13 protein-coding genes and 1 pseudogene are annotated in these 17,906 nt (G+C 57.8%); 7 read left to right on the top strand and 7 right to left on the bottom strand.

All coding sequences use genetic code 11. The features are described 5' to 3' along the window. Positions 1-33: 33 nt before the first annotated feature. Together ACLEXF_RS09690 and ACLEXF_RS09685 are read left to right on the top strand one after the other, a co-directional pair. The gene (locus ACLEXF_RS09690) at positions 34-1,113 is read left to right on the top strand and encodes a Gfo/Idh/MocA family oxidoreductase (protein WP_423265760.1); all 1,080 of its coding nucleotides are present in this window, start codon (positions 34-36) and stop codon (positions 1,111-1,113) included. Positions 1,114-1,162: 49 nt separating this feature from the next. Then, the gene (locus ACLEXF_RS09685; RefSeq protein WP_004201901.1) at positions 1,163-1,381 is read left to right on the top strand and encodes a zinc ribbon domain-containing protein; all 219 of its coding nucleotides are present in this window, start codon (positions 1,163-1,165) and stop codon (positions 1,379-1,381) included. On the opposite strand, the gene xseA is transcribed toward ACLEXF_RS09685, so the two are convergent. Then, positions 1,365-2,756 (bottom strand): exodeoxyribonuclease VII large subunit, encoded by a 1,392-nt coding sequence (gene xseA / locus ACLEXF_RS09680; protein ID WP_108433458.1) that lies wholly within the window; start codon positions 2,754-2,756, stop codon positions 1,365-1,367. The two genes, ACLEXF_RS09685 and xseA, sit on opposite strands and share 17 nt — an antisense overlap. A gap of 158 nt (positions 2,757-2,914) precedes the next feature. On the opposite strand from xseA, the gene guaB reads away from it, so the two are divergent. Then, on the top strand, positions 2,915-4,381 hold the full coding sequence (gene guaB / locus ACLEXF_RS09675) for an IMP dehydrogenase (RefSeq protein ID WP_004151980.1): 1,467 nt from the start codon (positions 2,915-2,917) through the stop codon (positions 4,379-4,381). 67 nt (positions 4,382-4,448) lie between these two features. Next, positions 4,449-6,026: a glutamine-hydrolyzing GMP synthase gene (gene guaA / locus ACLEXF_RS09670; protein WP_004201905.1), complete on the top strand. Its 1,578-nt coding sequence runs from the start codon at positions 4,449-4,451 to the stop codon at positions 6,024-6,026. A 138-nt stretch (positions 6,027-6,164) separates the two neighbouring features. Here guaA and ACLEXF_RS09665 read toward each other — a convergent pair whose 3' ends face one another. Next, positions 6,165-7,385: an MFS transporter gene (locus tag ACLEXF_RS09665; RefSeq protein ID WP_004201907.1), complete on the bottom strand. Its 1,221-nt coding sequence runs from the start codon at positions 7,383-7,385 to the stop codon at positions 6,165-6,167. A 73-nt stretch (positions 7,386-7,458) separates the two neighbouring features. Between ACLEXF_RS09665 and ACLEXF_RS09660 the strand changes: the two are divergent. Beyond that, positions 7,459-8,371, top strand: a pseudogene (locus ACLEXF_RS09660) (LysR family transcriptional regulator). Between the two features lie 97 nt (positions 8,372-8,468). On the opposite strand, the gene ACLEXF_RS09655 reads toward ACLEXF_RS09660, so the two are convergent. Further along, positions 8,469-8,642, bottom strand: coding sequence for a YfgG family protein (locus ACLEXF_RS09655; RefSeq protein ID WP_017900441.1), 174 nt, complete (start codon positions 8,640-8,642; stop codon positions 8,469-8,471). A 370-nt stretch (positions 8,643-9,012) separates the two neighbouring features. Here ACLEXF_RS09655 and ACLEXF_RS09650 point away from each other — a divergent pair, with 370 nt between their 5' ends. After that, complete coding sequence (locus tag ACLEXF_RS09650) at positions 9,013-11,241, top strand: sensor domain-containing phosphodiesterase (protein ID WP_043520153.1); 2,229 nt, start codon at positions 9,013-9,015, stop codon at positions 11,239-11,241. Positions 11,242-11,296: 55 nt separating this feature from the next. Here the strand turns inward: ACLEXF_RS09650 and ppx are convergent, their stop codons facing one another. The 4 genes from ppx to purM form a co-directional block, all read right to left on the bottom strand. Beyond that, positions 11,297-12,829: an exopolyphosphatase gene (ppx, locus tag ACLEXF_RS09645; protein WP_004201914.1), complete on the bottom strand. Its 1,533-nt coding sequence runs from the start codon at positions 12,827-12,829 to the stop codon at positions 11,297-11,299. Positions 12,830-12,832: 3 nt separating this feature from the next. Further along, positions 12,833-14,893, bottom strand: coding sequence for a polyphosphate kinase 1 (gene ppk1, locus ACLEXF_RS09640; protein ID WP_002913838.1), 2,061 nt, complete (start codon positions 14,891-14,893; stop codon positions 12,833-12,835). A 179-nt stretch (positions 14,894-15,072) separates the two neighbouring features. Further along, the gene (purN, locus tag ACLEXF_RS09635; protein WP_004201920.1) at positions 15,073-15,714 is read right to left on the bottom strand and encodes a phosphoribosylglycinamide formyltransferase; all 642 of its coding nucleotides are present in this window, start codon (positions 15,712-15,714) and stop codon (positions 15,073-15,075) included. Beyond that, entirely contained in the window at positions 15,711-16,748 is a 1,038-nt protein-coding gene (gene purM / locus ACLEXF_RS09630) for a phosphoribosylformylglycinamidine cyclo-ligase (RefSeq protein ID WP_004201922.1), read from the bottom strand. Before purM ends, purN begins: the two co-directional genes overlap by 4 nt. A gap of 263 nt (positions 16,749-17,011) precedes the next feature. On the opposite strand from purM, the gene bglK reads away from it, so the two are divergent. Next, positions 17,012-17,905: a beta-glucoside kinase BglK gene (bglK, locus tag ACLEXF_RS09625; protein ID WP_048295279.1), complete on the top strand. Its 894-nt coding sequence runs from the start codon at positions 17,012-17,014 to the stop codon at positions 17,903-17,905. Position 17,906: the final 1 nt, after the last annotated feature.

Below are 17,906 nucleotides of genomic sequence, written 5' to 3'. Positions count from 1 at the left end.
CCGGGAACAGACCGGCTCAAAAGTGGACTTATTATGCAGATTGGTTTTATCGGCCTTGGCGCGGTGGTAGAAACTGCCTATTTACCGGCGCTGCGCCGCCTGGGATACCGTATTGATAGCTGCCAGGGCTATGACCTGGACTGCAGCAGAGCGCTGCCGGGGATCCAGCGCCGCAATTCGCTGTCGGCGCTGCTGGCCGAACCCCTGGATACGCTCTTCATTACCACCTCATCTCTCCAGCACCTGCCCGTGCTGGAGAGGGCGTTAGCCAGCGCCATTCCCCGCATCGTGGTGGAGAAACCGATTGTGGCCAACCTTGAGCAGGCCGCCCGGCTGCGGGCGCTGCTGGCGCCGGCCAGGGAGGCCGGTCGCGTGCTGGCCCTCGACCACTGGATGGCGCGTGGGTTAGCGCTGAACGCTCTTGCTCCGCCGTGGCAGGCGGAAGAGGAGGCCAGCGGCCTGCCGCCGCCGCACCTTTCAGCGCAGGATATCGTCTGGATCGAAGGCTATTTGCTGGAGCCAAGCGGCTTTAACGCTGCCAGAGAACCGGTCGCGCTCAACTTTGCCACCGGCGAGCTGGATACCCGGCAGCTGCGTCATCCCGACGGCGTGATCCTCGATATCGGTACCCATGTCCTGGCGATGCTGCGTGAAACCCTGCTCGGCTGCGGAGGCGATGTGACGCTGGAGCTCGCCGTCCGGGCGGTGAAAGACCGTCTCGGCCGGGACATTGCTCATGGGGATATGGTCACCGCCGAGGGAGAGGCGCATCTGCAGGGACGTCTGGGCGATATCCCGCTGAATATCTGGCTTAACAAATATGCTGGTCCCGCGGGCGGGCAAAAGGGAATGCGGATAGGGCTGCGGGATGGGCGAATGCTCGCCCTCGATCGCGCCCCTGATGGCGAGGTGGCGACGCTACAGGACGGTGAGCGGATCCAGCGCTGGACCCGGCCCGGAGCGATCTATGCGCACTGTCTCGATGAGCAGATCCTTGGCGCGGAGAATGTGTTTACCCGGGCGACCGAAAGCGTGGCCGGGCTGACGCGGCGTCGGCTTGAGGAAGTGGAGTGGCTGCTCAGGTTGCAGCAGCAATTACGCGGCCCTCATTAAACCCGGAACATGGTAAAATAGATGCAGATAAACGTTGAAAGGAATGGTTATGGAACTTGATTGCCCTCTGTGCCACGCGCCGTTAGATGTCAAAGGCAGCAGCGCGCATTGCGCTCAGTGCGAAAGGGTATTTGCCCTTGAAGCGCGCTGCCCGGAATGCCACCAGCCGCTGGAGGTGCTGAAAGCGTGCGGCGCGGTGGATTACTTTTGCCAGCACGGGCACGGCCTGATCTCGAAAAAACGGGTGGAATTTATTCCGCTGGTTTAGGCGGCGATGGCTTTCTGGCCCGCGTTTTTTTCACCGGCGCAATCTGCCTCACTTCGCTTTCGACCCAGCCGTCTTTCAGGCGGGTGGTGAGCAGATCGCCGGTTTTGACCTGTTTTGTCTGCTTCAGTACCGTGCCGTCGCTCACCGAAGTGACGCTATAGCCGCGCGCCAGGGTGGCTAAGGGACTCACCGCCTCCAGATGGGTCACCGCGTGACCAAACCGTTCACGTCGCTCGCTGAGGCGGCCACGCATCGTTTCCGCCAGCCGGTATTCCAGCTGCTGGAGGCGCGATTGCGCCCGGTGGATGCGCGGCTGCGGGTTGTAGTGATTCAGGCGCTGAACAGTACGCTTTTGCCGCTGATCGGCGCGTTTCAACTGCGATTCCACGGCGATGCGCATCCGCTGGCGCAGGCGTTCCAGAGCGGTCTGCTGGCGGGCCAGCCGCAGCTGCGGGTGCTGCTGCTGCAGACGATGGAACAACTGGGTAAAACGGCGCTGGCGACTGGCGAGGAAATAGTCCATCGCCATCTCCAGCCGCTGCTGCCCGGCCTGCAGCTGGCGCAGCAGCTCCTGCTGATTGCGGCTGACGATCTCTGCGGCGGCAGAAGGGGTCGGCGCGCGCAGGTCGGCAACAAAATCAGCGATAGTGACGTCGGTTTCATGGCCAACGGCGCTGACGATAGGGATCTGGCTGGCGAAGATAGCTCGCGCCACCCGCTCATCGTTAAAACTCCACAGATCCTCCAGCGAACCGCCGCCGCGCCCGACAATCAGCACGTCACACTCCTGGCGCGCGTTGGCCAGCGCGATGGCGCGCACAATCTGCCCTGGGGCATCGTCACCCTGGACCGCGGTCGGGTAGACGATCACCGGCAGCCCGGGATCGCGGCGCCTGAGAACATGGAGAATATCGTGCAGCGCCGCACCGGTTTTCGAGGTGATGACGCCGACGCAGCGGGCGGGTGAGGGGAGCGCCTGCTTATGTTTTTGATCGAACAGTCCTTCCGCCGTTAACTGCGCTTTGAGCTGCTCATACTTCTGCTGTAATAACCCTTCGCCGGCGGGCTGCATGCTTTCGACGATAATCTGGTAGTCGCCGCGCGGCTCATACAGGGTGATGTTGGCGCGAACCAGCACCTGCTGCCCGTGCTGCGGGCGGAACGTGACCCGGCGGTTGCTGTTGCGGAACATCGCGCAGCGCACCTGGGCGTTATCGTCTTTTAAGGTGAAGTACCAGTGGCCGGAAGAAGGCTGGCTGAAGTTAGAGATCTCGCCGCTGATCCAAACCTGGCCCATTTCGCGCTCAAGCAGCAGACGCACCGTCTGATTGAGGCGGCTTACGGTAAAAATTGCGGGGGATTGAGAGGGTAACATGTGAGCAAGATCAAACTTTAAATCAGCAGGTTATTCAGTCGATAGTAACGCGCTCAGAGGGGATGGCAAGTATTATTTGCAAAAAAGGGTAGATGCAATCGGTTACGCTCTGTATAATGCCACGGCAATATTTATCCACCCTGGTCGAGATATTGCCCATGCTACGTATCGCTAAAGAAGCCCTGACGTTTGACGACGTCCTCCTCGTTCCCGCTCATTCTACCGTTCTGCCGAATACAGCCGATCTCAGCACTCAGCTGACGAAAACCATTCGTCTGAATATTCCTATGCTCTCCGCAGCCATGGATACCGTAACGGAAGCGCGTCTGGCTATTGCCCTGGCACAGGAAGGCGGCATCGGCTTTATTCACAAAAACATGTCCATCGAGCGCCAGGCGGAAGAAGTTCGCCGCGTGAAGAAACATGAGTCCGGCGTGGTCACCGACCCGCAGACCGTTCTGCCGACCACCACCCTGCGTGAAGTGAAAGAGCTGACCGAGCGTAACGGCTTCGCCGGCTACCCGGTGGTTACCGAAGAGAACGAGCTGGTCGGCATCATCACCGGCCGCGACGTGCGTTTCGTTACCGATCTGAACCAGCCGGTCAGCGTCTATATGACCCCGAAAGAGCGCCTGGTCACCGTGCGTGAAGGCGAAAGCCGTGAAGTGGTCTTCGCTAAGATGCACGAAAAACGCGTTGAGAAAGCGCTGGTTGTGGATGAGAGCTTCCACCTGCGCGGGATGATCACCGTAAAAGACTTCCAGAAAGCGGAACGTAAACCGAACGCCTGTAAAGATGAGCAGGGCCGTCTGCGCGTAGGCGCTGCGGTTGGCGCCGGCGCGGGCAACGAAGAGCGCGTTGACGCGCTGGTGGCAGCGGGCGTTGACGTTCTGCTGATTGACTCCTCTCACGGCCACTCCGAAGGCGTTCTGCAACGTATTCGTGAAACACGTGCGAAATACCCAGACCTGCAGATCATCGGCGGCAACGTCGCCACTGGCGCAGGCGCGCGCGCGCTGGCGGAAGCCGGCTGCAGTGCGGTGAAAGTAGGCATCGGCCCGGGCTCCATCTGTACTACCCGTATCGTGACCGGCGTAGGCGTACCGCAGATCACCGCCGTTTCCGACGCGGTGGAAGCGCTGGAAGGCACCGGAATTCCGGTTATCGCCGACGGCGGTATCCGTTTCTCCGGCGACATCGCCAAAGCGATCGCGGCCGGTGCGGCGGCAGTGATGGTCGGCTCCATGCTGGCCGGTACCGAAGAATCCCCGGGTGAAATCGAACTCTATCAGGGGCGCTCTTACAAATCCTATCGCGGGATGGGTTCCCTCGGCGCGATGTCGAAAGGTTCCTCTGACCGCTACTTCCAGAGCGATAACGCCGCTGACAAACTGGTGCCGGAAGGTATCGAAGGCCGCGTGGCCTATAAAGGCCGCCTGAAAGAGATCATTCACCAGCAGATGGGCGGCCTGCGCTCCTGTATGGGGCTGACCGGCTGTGGTACCATTGACCTGCTGCGTACCAAAGCTGAATTCGTACGCATCAGCGGTGCGGGCATCCAGGAAAGCCACGTTCACGACGTGACCATCACCAAAGAGTCCCCGAACTACCGCCTGGGCTCCTGATTTCTTCGCCCGACCTTGCGTCGGGCGATTTATTTACTCTGTTTCACTTGCCTCGGAATTAGCGTCAATGACGGAAAACATTCATAAACATCGCATTCTCATTCTCGACTTCGGGTCACAGTATACTCAGCTGGTGGCGCGTCGCGTGCGTGAACTGGGCGTCTACTGTGAGCTGTGGGCATGGGATGTCACGGAAGCACAGATCCGCGAATTTAATCCAAGCGGCATCATTCTTTCCGGCGGCCCGGAAAGCACCACCGAAGAGAACAGCCCGCGCGCGCCGCAGTATGTGTTCGAAGCCGGCGTGCCGGTATTTGGCGTCTGCTACGGTATGCAGACCATGGCGATGCAGTTGGGCGGCCATGTAGAAGGCTCTAACGAGCGTGAGTTTGGCTACGCGCAGGTTGAAGTGGTTAACGACAGCGCGCTGGTGCGCGGTATCGAAGACTCCCTGACCGCGGACGGCAAACCGTTGCTGGACGTGTGGATGAGCCATGGCGACAAAGTCACCGCCATCCCGTCTGACTTCGTCACCGTCGCCAGCACCGACAACTGCCCGTTCGCCATTATGGCCAACGAAGAAAAACGCTTCTATGGCGTGCAGTTCCACCCGGAAGTGACCCACACCCGTCAGGGTATGCGTATGCTGGAGCGCTTCGTGCGCGACATCTGCCAGTGCGAAGCGCTGTGGACCCCGGCGAAAATCATCGACGACGCCGTTGAGCGTATTCGCCAGCAGGTTGGCGATGACAAAGTAATCCTCGGCCTCTCCGGCGGCGTGGACTCTTCGGTGACCGCGATGCTGCTGCACCGCGCCATCGGCAAAAACCTGACCTGCGTATTCGTGGATAACGGTCTCCTGCGTCTGAACGAAGCCCAGCAGGTGATGGAGATGTTTGGCGACCACTTTGGCCTGAACATCGTTCACGTGGAAGGCGAGCAGCGCTTCCTCGACGCGCTGGCAGGTGAAAGCGATCCGGAAGCGAAACGTAAGATCATCGGCCGCGTCTTCGTGGAAGTGTTCGACGAAGAAGCGCTGAAGCTGGACGACGTCAAATGGCTGGCGCAGGGCACCATCTATCCTGACGTTATCGAATCTGCCGCTTCCGCCACCGGTAAAGCGCACGTCATCAAATCTCACCACAACGTGGGCGGCCTGCCGAAAGAGATGAAGATGGGGCTGGTTGAGCCGCTGCGTGAGCTGTTCAAAGACGAAGTGCGCAAGATCGGTCTGGAGCTGGGTCTGCCGTACGATATGCTCTACCGTCATCCGTTCCCGGGCCCGGGCCTCGGCGTGCGCGTGCTGGGCGAAGTGAAGAAAGAGTACTGCGACCTGCTGCGTCGCGCGGACGCTATCTTCATCGAAGAGCTGCACAAAGCTGACCTGTACAACAAAGTGAGCCAGGCGTTCACTGTATTCCTGCCGGTTCGCTCCGTCGGCGTGATGGGCGATGGCCGTAAATACGACTGGGTGGTTTCCCTGCGTGCGGTGGAAACCATCGACTTCATGACCGCGCACTGGGCGCACCTGCCGTATGATTTCCTCGGCCGCGTCTCTAACCGCATTATCAATGAAGTGAACGGTATCTCCCGCGTGGTGTATGACATCAGCGGTAAGCCGCCAGCAACGATCGAGTGGGAATAATCCCCGGCGTTAGTTGAATAAAATGAAACCCTCTGTTGTTACAGAGGGTTTTTTAATTTATGCCCAGCCTCAATCCCGTCATCCCTCACCGCTATCCATCACTGGGTGGTTTCCTGTGTCCCCGGTGAATGTACCCGTTTATGGTTCCGGCAGATGTTCAGCCGGCCCACGTTTTGCCCCCGGGCAGAGGGCTGGACGCTTGTCCGGCTCTGTTTTACCCACCGATCGCGCCATCGCCAGCGCCAGTCCGGCAACGATCAGCGTTAACCCGGTGGAAATCCACATTCCACCCACGATACCCAGCCGATGGTTCAGCCATGCATAGGTAAAGGGGGCGGCCGCCGCCATCAGTTGCCCGGGGATCAGCAGGAGACCCGTGCGGCTGGCGTAGCTTTCTGCGCTAAACAGCGCCAGCGGCAGCGTCGCTTTCACAATCGTCACCAGCCCATTTATCGCGCCATAGCCGAGCACAAACCCGGCTGCGCACCCGGCATACGCCGTGCTGCTGACACCAAGGAGAAAACAGAGCGGCATGGCGAGCGCGGTAAAACGCGTCAGCGCGAGCGGGGTGATGCGTCGACCGGCCAGCACTTCCCCCAGCCGGGCGCCGGTCTGGCCAAATCCCCACAGCATTCCGATGGCAACCGGCAGGCCAAAGTGGCTGATAAACTCCGGCAGATGGGTGGAGGTGCCGGTGGAGATGAAGGTGATCAGCGCAATAAAGAGCGCATAACGTATGCCGTTACGCCGATCGCCATCCGCTGTTGGGGCTTTCGCTTTCGTCGATGAGCCGAGCCGCTGACGAGGCAGCTGATAACTCAGCCATGCGCTCAGCAGGCCAAACAGCGCATAGACCCGCAGGGCATCCTGCCAGGACATCACGGTGAGTAAAGCCTCCCCCAGCGGCCAGAAGAGGGCAGAGGCCAGACCGCCGGCGAGGGTGATTTGAGAGATGGTTTTCCGCGCCTGCTGGCCGTAAAGGTTCACTACCGCGGCGAACAGGGCATCATACAACGACAGCCGCATGCCGACGCCGGTCAGCAGCCAGGCGCCGTACCAGCCGACCAGCGAAGGGCTCCAGGCCATCATCGCGCAACTGGCGGCTATCAGTAAGGTTCCGCTGGTGACCACCAGTCGTCCGCCAAAGCGAGCCAGCAGCCTGGCGACCAGCGGGGAGACCGCCGCCATGATCAGCATCGCAAGCGTCAGGCCAAGATAGATCTGCGGCGAGCTCCATCCCTTGTCGGCGGCGATAGCTCCGGCAAAGGTGCCGGGCATATAAAAAGAGATACCCCAGTTGATCAGTTGCTGAGCGCCCGCGGTGAAGGCTAGGCGTCGGGGAATAGCCGGTGTTCCCATGGTTTTTCATTCCGTTAAGAGAGTTGTCCTGAGCATACCCGGCAGGCTATTGTTCTGGCAGAGCGGCCACCTTATGCGCGGTATAAGAGAAACTTTGCATGACAACACTGAACCTGGGAAACCTGGCGACCTTCCGGCTGGTCGTACAGCGCGGCAGCTTCTCAGCCGCCGCCGACGCGCTGGGGATCTCCCAGCCTGCCGTCAGCCTGCAGGTGCGTCAGCTGGAGCAATTTTTACAGACCCGACTGCTGGAGCGCACCGGGCGCGGGATCAAGGCGACGGCGGCGGGAATGGCGCTGCTGGCCCACAGCGAGCAGATCGATCGGGCGGTGAATAGCGCGGTGCAGTCGGTCAGTGCATTTAGTCAGGAAGTTAATGGCTCACTGACTCTGGGGACCGGCGCGACGGCCTGCATTCATCTTCTTCCGCCGCTGCTGCAGCATCTTCGTCAGCAGCACCCACTGCTGACGGTGGGGGTGACCACCGGCAACACGCTGGATATCGTCCGGGCGGTGGAGGAAAACCGGCTCGATCTTGGGCTGGTCACGCTGCCCGTTCAGGGACGCAGTCTGGCGGTGACCGCCGTGGTGGACGAGGAGTTCGTGGTCATCCATCCCAGCCACGAGGCGGGGATCCCGGCGGTGTGTACCCCTGAGGAGCTGCAGGCGCTGCCGCTCATTGCCTTCGAGGCGGGCAGCGGCACGCGGGATCTGATTGACCGCTGGTTCCGTTCGGCGGGCCTGGCGGTCACGCCGGTGATGCAGCTGGGGAGCATCGAGGCGATCAAACGCATGGTGCGGGCCGGGCTGGGCTACAGTATTGTGCCCCGCATGGCGGTAGAGCAGGCGGAGGATCGCTATGGCTTAACGGTACATTCTCTGGCCCCGTCGCTGTACCGTCAGCTGGCGGTTGTCATGCGTCAGGATAAAGTGATTACCAAAGGAATGGCGGAAATGCTGCGTCTGCTGCAGGCCGTGCGCTTATAAATCGTCAGCGGCAAAACATGCCTCGTCAGGGATAGTGCCTTGGAAACGGGCGTCTCTGCCTGCGGATAGAGGCGTATCCGGCATCAGGAACAATGGGTTACTCGCGGGCGGAGGGCTCGACGGTGAGCGTTGACTCCTGCGACGCTTTTTTATCCTGGTGATGATACCAGGCGCCGATGGAGGAGTAGACAAAGCGTCCAAAGAAGAAGAGAAAGCTGATAAGCAGTACGATACGGGTCATGCGACGGTTAAATCGATGTCGTTTACGCATACTGGGTGCCTGACTCACAAAAGGTTCCTTGAAGTATACCCGAAGATGGGCGATGGGGGTATTAAGGCACAGGAACGAGGTGGGGTCAATTGATGCAGATGTAAAAGTGCGGCAGTGAAAACATTAATTAATGTTATATAAGATAATCCTCGTATTTACATGCTCTCTTTATTAGCCGCGAAAAGCTGAAAAAATAAGTTTTATTAATGTTGGTGTCAGCATTTGTTGATTTACATCAACAGCCTCATTCTCTTCACCACTAAAATCAGCGGACGTTACCGTATCGTTATTACTTATGCGGTCAGCATGGGGTGGTTGGATGCCTGCCTGAATATGCCTCGCAGGAGCAGAGGCTCTCTGTAGAGCACCTATGAATTTATTAAAATACTATCAACAATATCGCGACAAATGGTGGGCCTTACCGCTTCTCCTGCCTGTGTTATTATTACCCCTTGCCAGAGGGATGAATACATATACCATGCTGAATGGGCATATGGTTTATCTTTATTATCTTCCCCTGGCGCTGGTGCTCAGCCTGATGATGTTTTTCGGCTGGGCGGCGATCCCCGGAATTATCGTTGGTCTGCTGCTAACGCTGGCCCGGGGCATGACGCCGGAGCAGGCCGTTGGCGTACTGTTCCATTTCCTGATCCCCTGCGTGCTTTGCTGGGGCGGATATCGCATCTTTGTTCCCCAACGGCAGCAGGTATCGCACGGTAACGTCAGGCTGATGCCGCATCGTCTGTTCTGGCAAATGCTGCTCCCTTCGGTCATTTTTCTGATTTTGTCGCAGATCGCCGAGTATCTGGGGCTACATCCGCGCACAACGGATATGACCGGCGTCTCGCCGTTTAGTTTACGGTCGTTAATCACCTTTCAGGCGCTGATGGTGGGGTGCCTGACCGGCGTACCGTTATGTTATTTACTACTGCGGGTAATTCGTAACCCTTTTTATTTGCGCGGGTATATTTCTCAGGTTCGCTTACAAATTGATCCAAAAATAAAGAAAATTGAAATCATCAGTTGGGCGGCGATATTAACCCTGTTGCTGGGGCTATTATTGATGCCGCTTAATGATACCAGCACCATATTTAGTACAAATTATACATTATCCTTATTGATGCCGGTGATGCTGTGGGGGGCGATGCGTTTTGGCTATCGCTTTATCTCGCTGATATGGACGCCGGTACTGATCGCCGTGATCCATTTTCATTACCGTTATTTACCTATTTATCCAAGTTATAACACTCAGCTGGCGATCACCTCGTCAAGCTACCTGGTGTTCTCGTTTATTGTCGCCTATACGGCGATGCTGGCGACACAGCAGCGGCTGATCTACGCCCGCGTCCGACAGATGGCCTTCCTCGACCCGGTAGTACATATGCCGAATCTGCGGGCGCTGAGCCGGGCGCTGAACGGCGCGAGCTGGTCGACGCTCTGTTTTTTGCGTATTCCTGAGCTTGAACTGCTGGGCCGCCACTACGGGGTGCTGTTGCGTATTCAGTATAAGCAAATGCTGGCGAATCACCTGCGTGCGCTGCTGGAGCCGAACGAAGCGGTATATCATCTTGCCGGTCACGATTTAGTGTTTCGTCTCAACAGCGAAGGGCACCAGGCGCGCATTCACTTAATTGAGCGCTCCTTGCGACAGTTCCGTTTTCACTGGGACGGGGTCCCCCTGCAGCCGCGGATCGGCATGAGCTATTGCAACGTCCGCTCGCCGGTGAAGCATCTGTATTTGCTGCTTGGCGAGCTGAACACGATTGCCGACATGTCGCTGGCCAGTGGCCATCCGGAGAATTTGCAGCGCCGCGGCGCCGGGCATGTCCAGCAGGATCTGAAAGACAAAGTGGCGATGATGAACCGCATCCTCAAGGCGCTGGAGCAAGACTATTTTGTCCTGATGGCGCAGCCTATCCAGGGCATTCGCGGCGACAATTACCATGAAGTGTTGTTGAGGATGAAAGGCGAGTCGGGCGAACTGACGGGGCCCAACGAGTTCCTGCCGGTGGCGCACGAGTTTGGGCTGTCCACGCGCGTGGATCAGTGGGTCATTGAGCATACCCTGGCCTTTATGGATGCCAACCGGCGGGCGCTGCCCGGTCTGCGGCTGGCGATCAACCTCTCTCCGGTCTCGTTGAGCCGCAGTCAGTTTCCCGAGGAGGTCGAAAACCTGCTGCAGGCCTACAACATTGAGCCATGGCAGATTATTTTCGAGCTGACCGAAAACTATGCGCTCAGCAACCCCGAGCTAGTTTGCCAGACATTAGAGCACCTGCGGGCACTGGGCTGCCGGGTAGCTATCGATGATTTTGGTACCGGCTACGCCAGCTATGCGCGGTTAAAAACGATGAACGTCGATATTCTTAAAATAGACGGCAGCTTTATTCGCAATCTGCTCGCCAGCAGTCTTGATTACCAGGTGGTGGATTCAATCTGTCGTCTGGCGCGGATGAAGAACATGCAGGTGGTGGCCGAATATGTTGAATCGCCGGAGATACGCCAGGCGGTCATCGCGCTGGGGATCGATTATATGCAGGGCTATGATATTGGCGTCCCGGTGCCTCTGACGCAGCTGGCGGAGGGGATGAGCGCCTGAAGCCGTAAAAAAGCCGGGCGCGATGGCCCGGCTCGCATGATATCCATAGAGGCGATCAGGCGTCTGGCTCTTCTTCCGCAATTTTCAGCAGCCACTCCGGCACACCTTCCCAGTACTGCTGCTCTTTTTCCAGATCCAGCAGCACCAGCGCATTCTGGCTAAACCAGTTGTGCGGGAAGGTCAGCGTCCAGTGGTGAGCTTCCGTCTGCAGCCGTAGCGTCGGCGGCGTGGTGGTGGCCTGACGCTGGTTGTTCAGCAGCACGCCGAGGCGCAGCAGCTGGATCAGCGGCAGAAACTGCTTTTTCCTGAACAGCGTAAAGCGCGGCAGATCGTCGAGTTTTATCGCTTTGCGATGATAGCGCACCAGGGTGGCCATCAGCATCTGCTGCTCCTGGTTGAAGCCCGGCAGGTCGCTGTTCTGCAGAATATAGGCCGAGTGGCGGTGCATGCCGCTGTGGTTAATATTCAGGCCCACCTCATGGAGCATCACCGCCCACTTCAACAGCGCCGCCAGGTGCGGATTGGCCAGCTTGGGATTCTGCTCCTGCCACTGCTCCAGCATAAGGGTGGTGGTTTCCAGCACCCGGCGCGCCTGTTCGCGATCGATGTTGTACTGATTCGCCAGACTCTGCGCCGTACGGCTACGAATATCCTGGTGGCGGAAGCGGCCTTCCATTTCGTACAGCACGCCTTCACGCAGCGCGCCATCAGACAGACGAAGCTCTTTAATGGCTAGCGCGTCAAATACGCCGCACAGAATGGCCAGCCCCGGGGCAAAGACCGCTTTACGATCTTCCGAGAGGCCGGGCAGGCTGAGCGCGTCGAAGTTTTTATGCTTCAGCAGTTCACTGACCAGCATTTCGAGGCGCTCCGGCGTAATAAACCCGTCCTTCTCGCCCATAGCCACCAGCACTTCCTGGGCGGCCTTAATGGTACCGGAGGCGCCCAGCGCCACGGTCCAGCCCTGAATACGGAACTGCCAGGCCAGGGTTTCCAGTTTTTGCACCGCCGCCAGGCGAGCGCGCTGGAAATTTTCTTTATTGATGGTCCCGCCGGGGAAGTAGGCCTGGGAGAAACTCACGCAGCCCATGCGACGGCTTTCCACCAGCCGGGGCTCAAAATCTTCACCGATGACCAGCTCGGTCGAACCGCCGCCGATATCAATCACCAGCTTACGGCCGCGCTCCGGCTGCGTGTGCTCCACGCCCATAAAAATCAGGCGCGCTTCTTCATTACCGGAGATGATCTCGATCGGGTAGGGGATCACTTTTTCCGCGCGTTTAAGAAACTCTGCCGCATTGGTCGCCTGGCGCAGCGTATGCGTCCCGACGATGCAGACGCTGGAAGGGGAGAACCCCTGCAGGCGTTCGGCAAACAGCGACAGGCAGTTCAGCCCGCGGGTCATGGCTTCTTCGCTCAACACCGAGTTTTCATCGAGGCCATCGGCCAGATGTACGCGCTGTTTCAGGCGTCCGATGATCTGCATGGCGCCGTCGACGACACGGGCGATCACCATATGAAAACTGTTCGAACCAAGGTCAACCGCAGCGAACTCCTGCGGCCGAGGGGTTTTTTCGTTTATTGGCATAGGTTAGTCGGGTTGTTCGAGTGATTTGAGATAATCGTAAATCGCCATCTGAGCGCGCACTTTACGGCGATTGCCGCGCGGCACATAGCGATTACTCAGTTCTTTATCAAGATAGCGCGCTTTTACCGTATCGTTGAACAAGATATCAAAAATATCCAGCACCCGCTGTTTCAGGCGCGGGTCGAGCAGCGGGGCGGCAACTTCGATGCGATAATCGATATTACGCGTCATCCAGTCGGCAGAGGAGAGCCAGACCTGCTTATCGCCACCGTTTTCAAAACAATAGACCCGGTCATGCTCGAGGAAGCGGTCCACAATGCTGATGACGCGAATATTTTCGCTGATGCCTTCCAGACCGGGGATCAGCGAGCACATGCCGCGGATTAACAGGTTGACCGGCACGCCGGAGCTGGAGGCGGCATACAGTCTGTCTACCAGTCCTTTATCCACCAGGTTGTTCAGCTTCAGGGTAATACCGGACGGTTGCCCGTTCTGCGCATTGGCGATCTCGCGGTCGATCATCTCATACAGCAGACGACGCGAGTTCTGCGGCGACACCAGCAGGTAATCGAAGCTGACCGGGCGGTAGGGGTTTTCAATAAAGTTAAACACCCGGCGAACTTCATTGGTAATGCGCGCATCGGCGGTTAACAGCGAATAGTCGGTATAGATCCGCGCGGTCTTCTCGTTGAAGTTACCGGTGCCGATGTGGGCGTAGCGCACGACCTCATCGCCTTCTTTACGCGAGATCAGGAACAGCTTGGCGTGGATTTTCAGGCCCGGCGCGGAGAAGATAACGTGGACGCCCGCTTCCGTCAGGCGTTTCGCCCAGTGAATGTTGGCCTCTTCGTCAAAACGCGCCTGCAGCTCCACCACTACGGTGACTTTTTTACCGTTGTGGGCGGCGTGGATCATCGCGTCGATGATGCGCGAATCCTTGGCCACGCGGTAGATGTTGATTTTGATCGCCAGTACGCTGGGGTCGAACGAGGCCTGACGCAGCAGCTCCAGCACATGCTCAAAAGTATGATAGGGGTAGTAGAGCAGCACATCGCGTTCGCGAATGGCGTCGAAGCCGTTGCGGAATTTATCAAACCACAGATGACGCAGGCGCGGCATAGGTTTATTGACCAGATTGGCCTTACCCACGTTCGGGAAGCCGATAAAGTCTTTGAAGTTGTGATAGCGGCCGCCCGGCAGCATTGAGTCATAGTTGGAGATGGAGAGCTTATCGCGCAGCATTTCGACCATCGCGTCCGGCATATCGCGCTGGTAGACGAAGCGAACCGGCTCGGCGGTCAGGCGCTGTTTCAGGCTGGAGGACATCAGCTCCATCAGGCTCGACTCCATCTCATGCACCAGATCGTACTCGGCGTCACGGGTCATTTTCATCGAGTAGGCGTTCAGCGCATCGTAATCAAAGAAGCCTTTAAAGATGTCGTCCAGGCAATAGCGCAGAATGTTATCCAGCAGGATCATTGGTTTACGGCGGCGAGGCGCTTCCGGCGGCAGGTTTACGAAGCGCGGGACCTTATCCGACGGAATTTCCAGCAGGGCATAGTTGATGTTCTCCCCGCGGATAATCTCCACCGCCAGATAGGTGTAATCATCTTTCAGGAACTGCACGAGGTCCGTTTCGCGGTTAATCAGGATCGGCGAGATATGCTGCCGCAAATACTGTTTAAAGTAGTTGCGCAGCCAGGCCTGCTGATTGACGGACAGCTGGCGCTCGTTGATCAGGAAGATCTGGTTGCGCGCCATCTCCAGCAGCAGTTCGTTATACAGACTATCGAATTCCTGATCGGCCTTCAGAACGCGGGCCTGGATTTTGCCTAACAGGTGGCGAGAATGGGCGGTACTGCCTTGTTCTTCACTGATAATAATCCGGCGCTTAAGCTCAGCGAAGCGCACTTTGTAAAACTCATCAAGGTTGTTGGAGTAGATCCCTAAGAAGCGCATGCGCTCAATCAGCGGGTTACTTTTGTCCGCCGCTTCCTGCAGCACGCGTTCGTTAAAAGATAACCAGCTGAGTTCTTTTTCGATGTATAGCTTTTCCTGGCCCATTACCGCTCACACTCCGTTTTACTCACAGGACGTAGACTATTATGACGAATTTTTCTGCATAGCGATTTACTGTGTCACAACTATATGACAGTAAGAAGAATTATTTCTGTGAGATGTTTGATTAATAAACAATTTTAATTAAAAAAAAGCCCCGCGATGGAGAAAGGCGGGGCTGTTGTTCATTCTTCAGCGGCATAGCCCTGGGGGGGAAGCTGTCGTTCATCCAGCCAGGCGTGGTTGCCCACCATGCGCAGACGCCCCTCGACGAACCAGCTTATCACCAGCGGATAAATGGCATGTTCCTGGGTCTGTACCCGCGCCGTAACCTCTTCCTCGCTGTCGCCAGCAAAGACCGGCACTTTGGCCTGCAGGATAACCGGACCGCCATCCAGCTCATCGGTGACGAAGTGCACCGAGGTCCCATGCTCCTCGTCACCGTTTTCCAGCACCTGGCGATGGGTATGCAGGCCAGGATACTTCGGCAGTAACGAAGGGTGGATGTTCAGCAGTCGTCCCTGATAGTGGCTGACAAAGGCCGGGCTAAGGATACGCATATAGCCCGCCAGCACCACTAGATCCGGGGCGTAGGCGTCAATTTCATGCATCAGCTGACGATCGAACGCTTCCCGGTCGGCAAACTGACTTTGCGCCAGCGCGTGGGCCGGGATCCCGGCCGCGCGCGCGCGCTCAAGGCCGAACGCATCGGCCTTGTTACTGAATACCGCACGCAGGGTGCCGTTTATCTGTTTCCGGCCACAGGCGTCGATGATCGCCTGCAAATTACTGCCGCTACCGGAAATCAGCACCACAATGTTTTTCATGCAATGACCACACGCTGTTCGGAATCGGAGGCTTTGATATACCCGATTTTCCACGCGTTTTCACCTTTCTCGTTCAGCAGGGCAATGGCCTTGTCTGCTTCTGCTGCCGGCAGGGCGATAACCATCCCCACGCCGCAGTTAAAGGTGCGGTACATCTCATGCTGGCTGACGTTACCGGCGGTTTGCAGCCAGTTGAAAACGGACGGCCACTGCCAGGAAGACTCATCAATCACCGCCTGGGTGTTGTCCGGCAGTACGCGCGGGATGTTTTCCCAGAAGCCGCCGCCGGTCAGATGGGCGATGGCGTGGACGTCAACGCTGGCAATAAGGTCGAGAACCGATTTCACATAGATGCGGGTCGGCGCCAGCAAATGGTCGGCCAGCGGTTTGCCGTCAAGGTCGGTGGTCTGTGGGTCAACGCCGCTAACTTCAATAATCTTACGCACCAGCGAATAGCCGTTAGAGTGCGGGCCGCTGGAGGCCAGCGCCACCAGCACATCGCCGTCAGCGACTTTGCTGCCGTCGATGATTTCTGATTTTTCCACCACCCCGACGCAAAAACCCGCCACGTCGTAATCTTCGCCGTGGTACATCCCCGGCATCTCTGCGGTCTCACCGCCCACCAGCGCGCAACCGGACTGCAGGCAGCCTTCGGCGATGCCGTTAATGACGCTGGCTGCGGTATCGACGTCCAGTTTACCGGTGGCGTAGTAATCAAGGAAAAACAGCGGTTCAGCACCCTGAACCACCAGGTCGTTCACGCACATGGCGACCAGGTCGATGCCGATGGTGTCGTGACGCTTCAGATCCATTGCCAGACGCAGCTTGGTACCGACGCCGTCGGTGCCGGAGACCAGTACCGGCTCGCGGTATTTCTGCGGCAGTGCGCACAGCGCGCCGAATCCGCCCAGTCCACCCATCACTTCCGGGCGACGGGTTTTCTTCACCACGCCCTTAATACGGTCGACGAGAGCGTTGCCTGCATCAATATCCACGCCGGCATCTTTATAGCTGAGAGAGGTTTTGTCGGTCACTGCGAAGTCTCCACGCGTTTGCGGTAAGCAAGAAAAATCGGCGCAATTCTAACAGGGAAAGCAAACGTTTGCGAGCCTGCTTTACAGTCGGCGTAAAACCGTTGGCGGATGGTCAAATTTGATACTGCTCACGAAAATGAAACCGGGTACAGCCTTGTGCTTGCCTCAGTGTCAGGTAATCCCCATCATATTAATGAAACCGGTTTCTGTGATTGATCGCCGTATGGATTACCGGTGATTTATGCTCGACAGGGGAGGGATGAATGAAGATTGCGGCATTTGATATCGGTGGCACCGCGTTAAAGATGGGCGTCATGACCCGCGACGGCAGGCTGCTGGAAACCGCGAAGCAGTCAATCAATGACAGCGATGGCGATCATATCTTACAGACCATGCTGTCGTGGCTGGCGGCCCACCCGTCATGCGAAGGCATTGCCATCAGCGCGCCGGGCTATGTCGATCCGCACAGTGGATTTATCACCATGGGCGGCGCTATCCGTCGATTTGATAACTTCGCCATGAAATCATGGCTCGAGACGCGAACCGGGCTGCCGGTCTCGGTGGAAAACGACGCCAACTGCGTGCTGCTGGCCGAGCGCTGGCAGGGTAAAGCGGCGGAGATGGCCAATTTTCTGGTGCTCACTATCGGCACTGGCATCGGTGGAGCGATTTTTTGCCAACATCAGCTGATCCACGGGGCGCGTTTTCGCGCCGGCGAGTTCGGCTATATGCTTACCGATCGTCCCGGCGGACGCGATCCCCGTCGCTACTCGATGAATGAAAACTGCACCCTGCGGGTGCTGCGCCATCGCTATGCAGAACATATTGGCGCGCCGCTGGATAGCGTCACTGGCGAAATGATTTTTGACCGCTATGACGCCGGCGACCCGGTTTGCCAGCGTCTGGTCGCCGAGTTCTTCAATGGCCTGGGTCATGGCCTTTATAACCTCGTCAATATCTTCGATCCGCAGACCATTTTTATCGGCGGCGGCGTTGTGGAACGCCCTGGATTTCTGACGCTGCTGCGCCAGCATCTGGCCTGGTTCGGCATTGCCGACTATCTCGATACCGTCAGTCACGGCAACGATGCCGGCCTGATTGGCGCGGTTTACCATTTCAATCAGCACTATCGTTCGCCTGGCGACGATCGACCTTAGG

The sequence above is a fragment of the Klebsiella pneumoniae complex sp. WS1778 genome, from assembly GCF_049472055.1.
Lineage (GTDB): Bacteria > Pseudomonadota > Gammaproteobacteria > Enterobacterales > Enterobacteriaceae > Klebsiella > Klebsiella quasipneumoniae.
The sequence above is the reverse complement of the archived record's forward strand: the minus strand, read 5'-3'. Positions and strand labels throughout refer to the sequence as shown.

Coding starts and splice junctions, on each gene's coding strand:
- ppk1 (WP_002913838.1), bottom strand. CDS start 14,893: ATGGGCCAGGAAAAGCTATACATCGAAAAAGAACTCAGCTGGTTATCT.
- guaA (WP_004201905.1), top strand. CDS start 4,449: ATGACGGAAAACATTCATAAACATCGCATTCTCATTCTCGACTTCGGG.
- ACLEXF_RS09650 (WP_043520153.1), top strand. CDS start 9,013: ATGAATTTATTAAAATACTATCAACAATATCGCGACAAATGGTGGGCC.
- ACLEXF_RS09690 (WP_423265760.1), top strand. CDS start 34: ATGCAGATTGGTTTTATCGGCCTTGGCGCGGTGGTAGAAACTGCCTAT.
- ACLEXF_RS09685 (WP_004201901.1), top strand. CDS start 1,163: ATGGAACTTGATTGCCCTCTGTGCCACGCGCCGTTAGATGTCAAAGGC.
- purN (WP_004201920.1), bottom strand. CDS start 15,714: ATGAAAAACATTGTGGTGCTGATTTCCGGTAGCGGCAGTAATTTGCAG.
- xseA (WP_108433458.1), bottom strand. CDS start 2,756: ATGTTACCCTCTCAATCCCCCGCAATTTTTACCGTAAGCCGCCTCAAT.
- guaB (WP_004151980.1), top strand. CDS start 2,915: ATGCTACGTATCGCTAAAGAAGCCCTGACGTTTGACGACGTCCTCCTC.
- ppx (WP_004201914.1), bottom strand. CDS start 12,829: ATGCCAATAAACGAAAAAACCCCTCGGCCGCAGGAGTTCGCTGCGGTT.
- bglK (WP_048295279.1), top strand. CDS start 17,012: ATGAAGATTGCGGCATTTGATATCGGTGGCACCGCGTTAAAGATGGGC.
- ACLEXF_RS09655 (WP_017900441.1), bottom strand. CDS start 8,642: ATGCGTAAACGACATCGATTTAACCGTCGCATGACCCGTATCGTACTG.
- ACLEXF_RS09665 (WP_004201907.1), bottom strand. CDS start 7,385: ATGGGAACACCGGCTATTCCCCGACGCCTAGCCTTCACCGCGGGCGCT.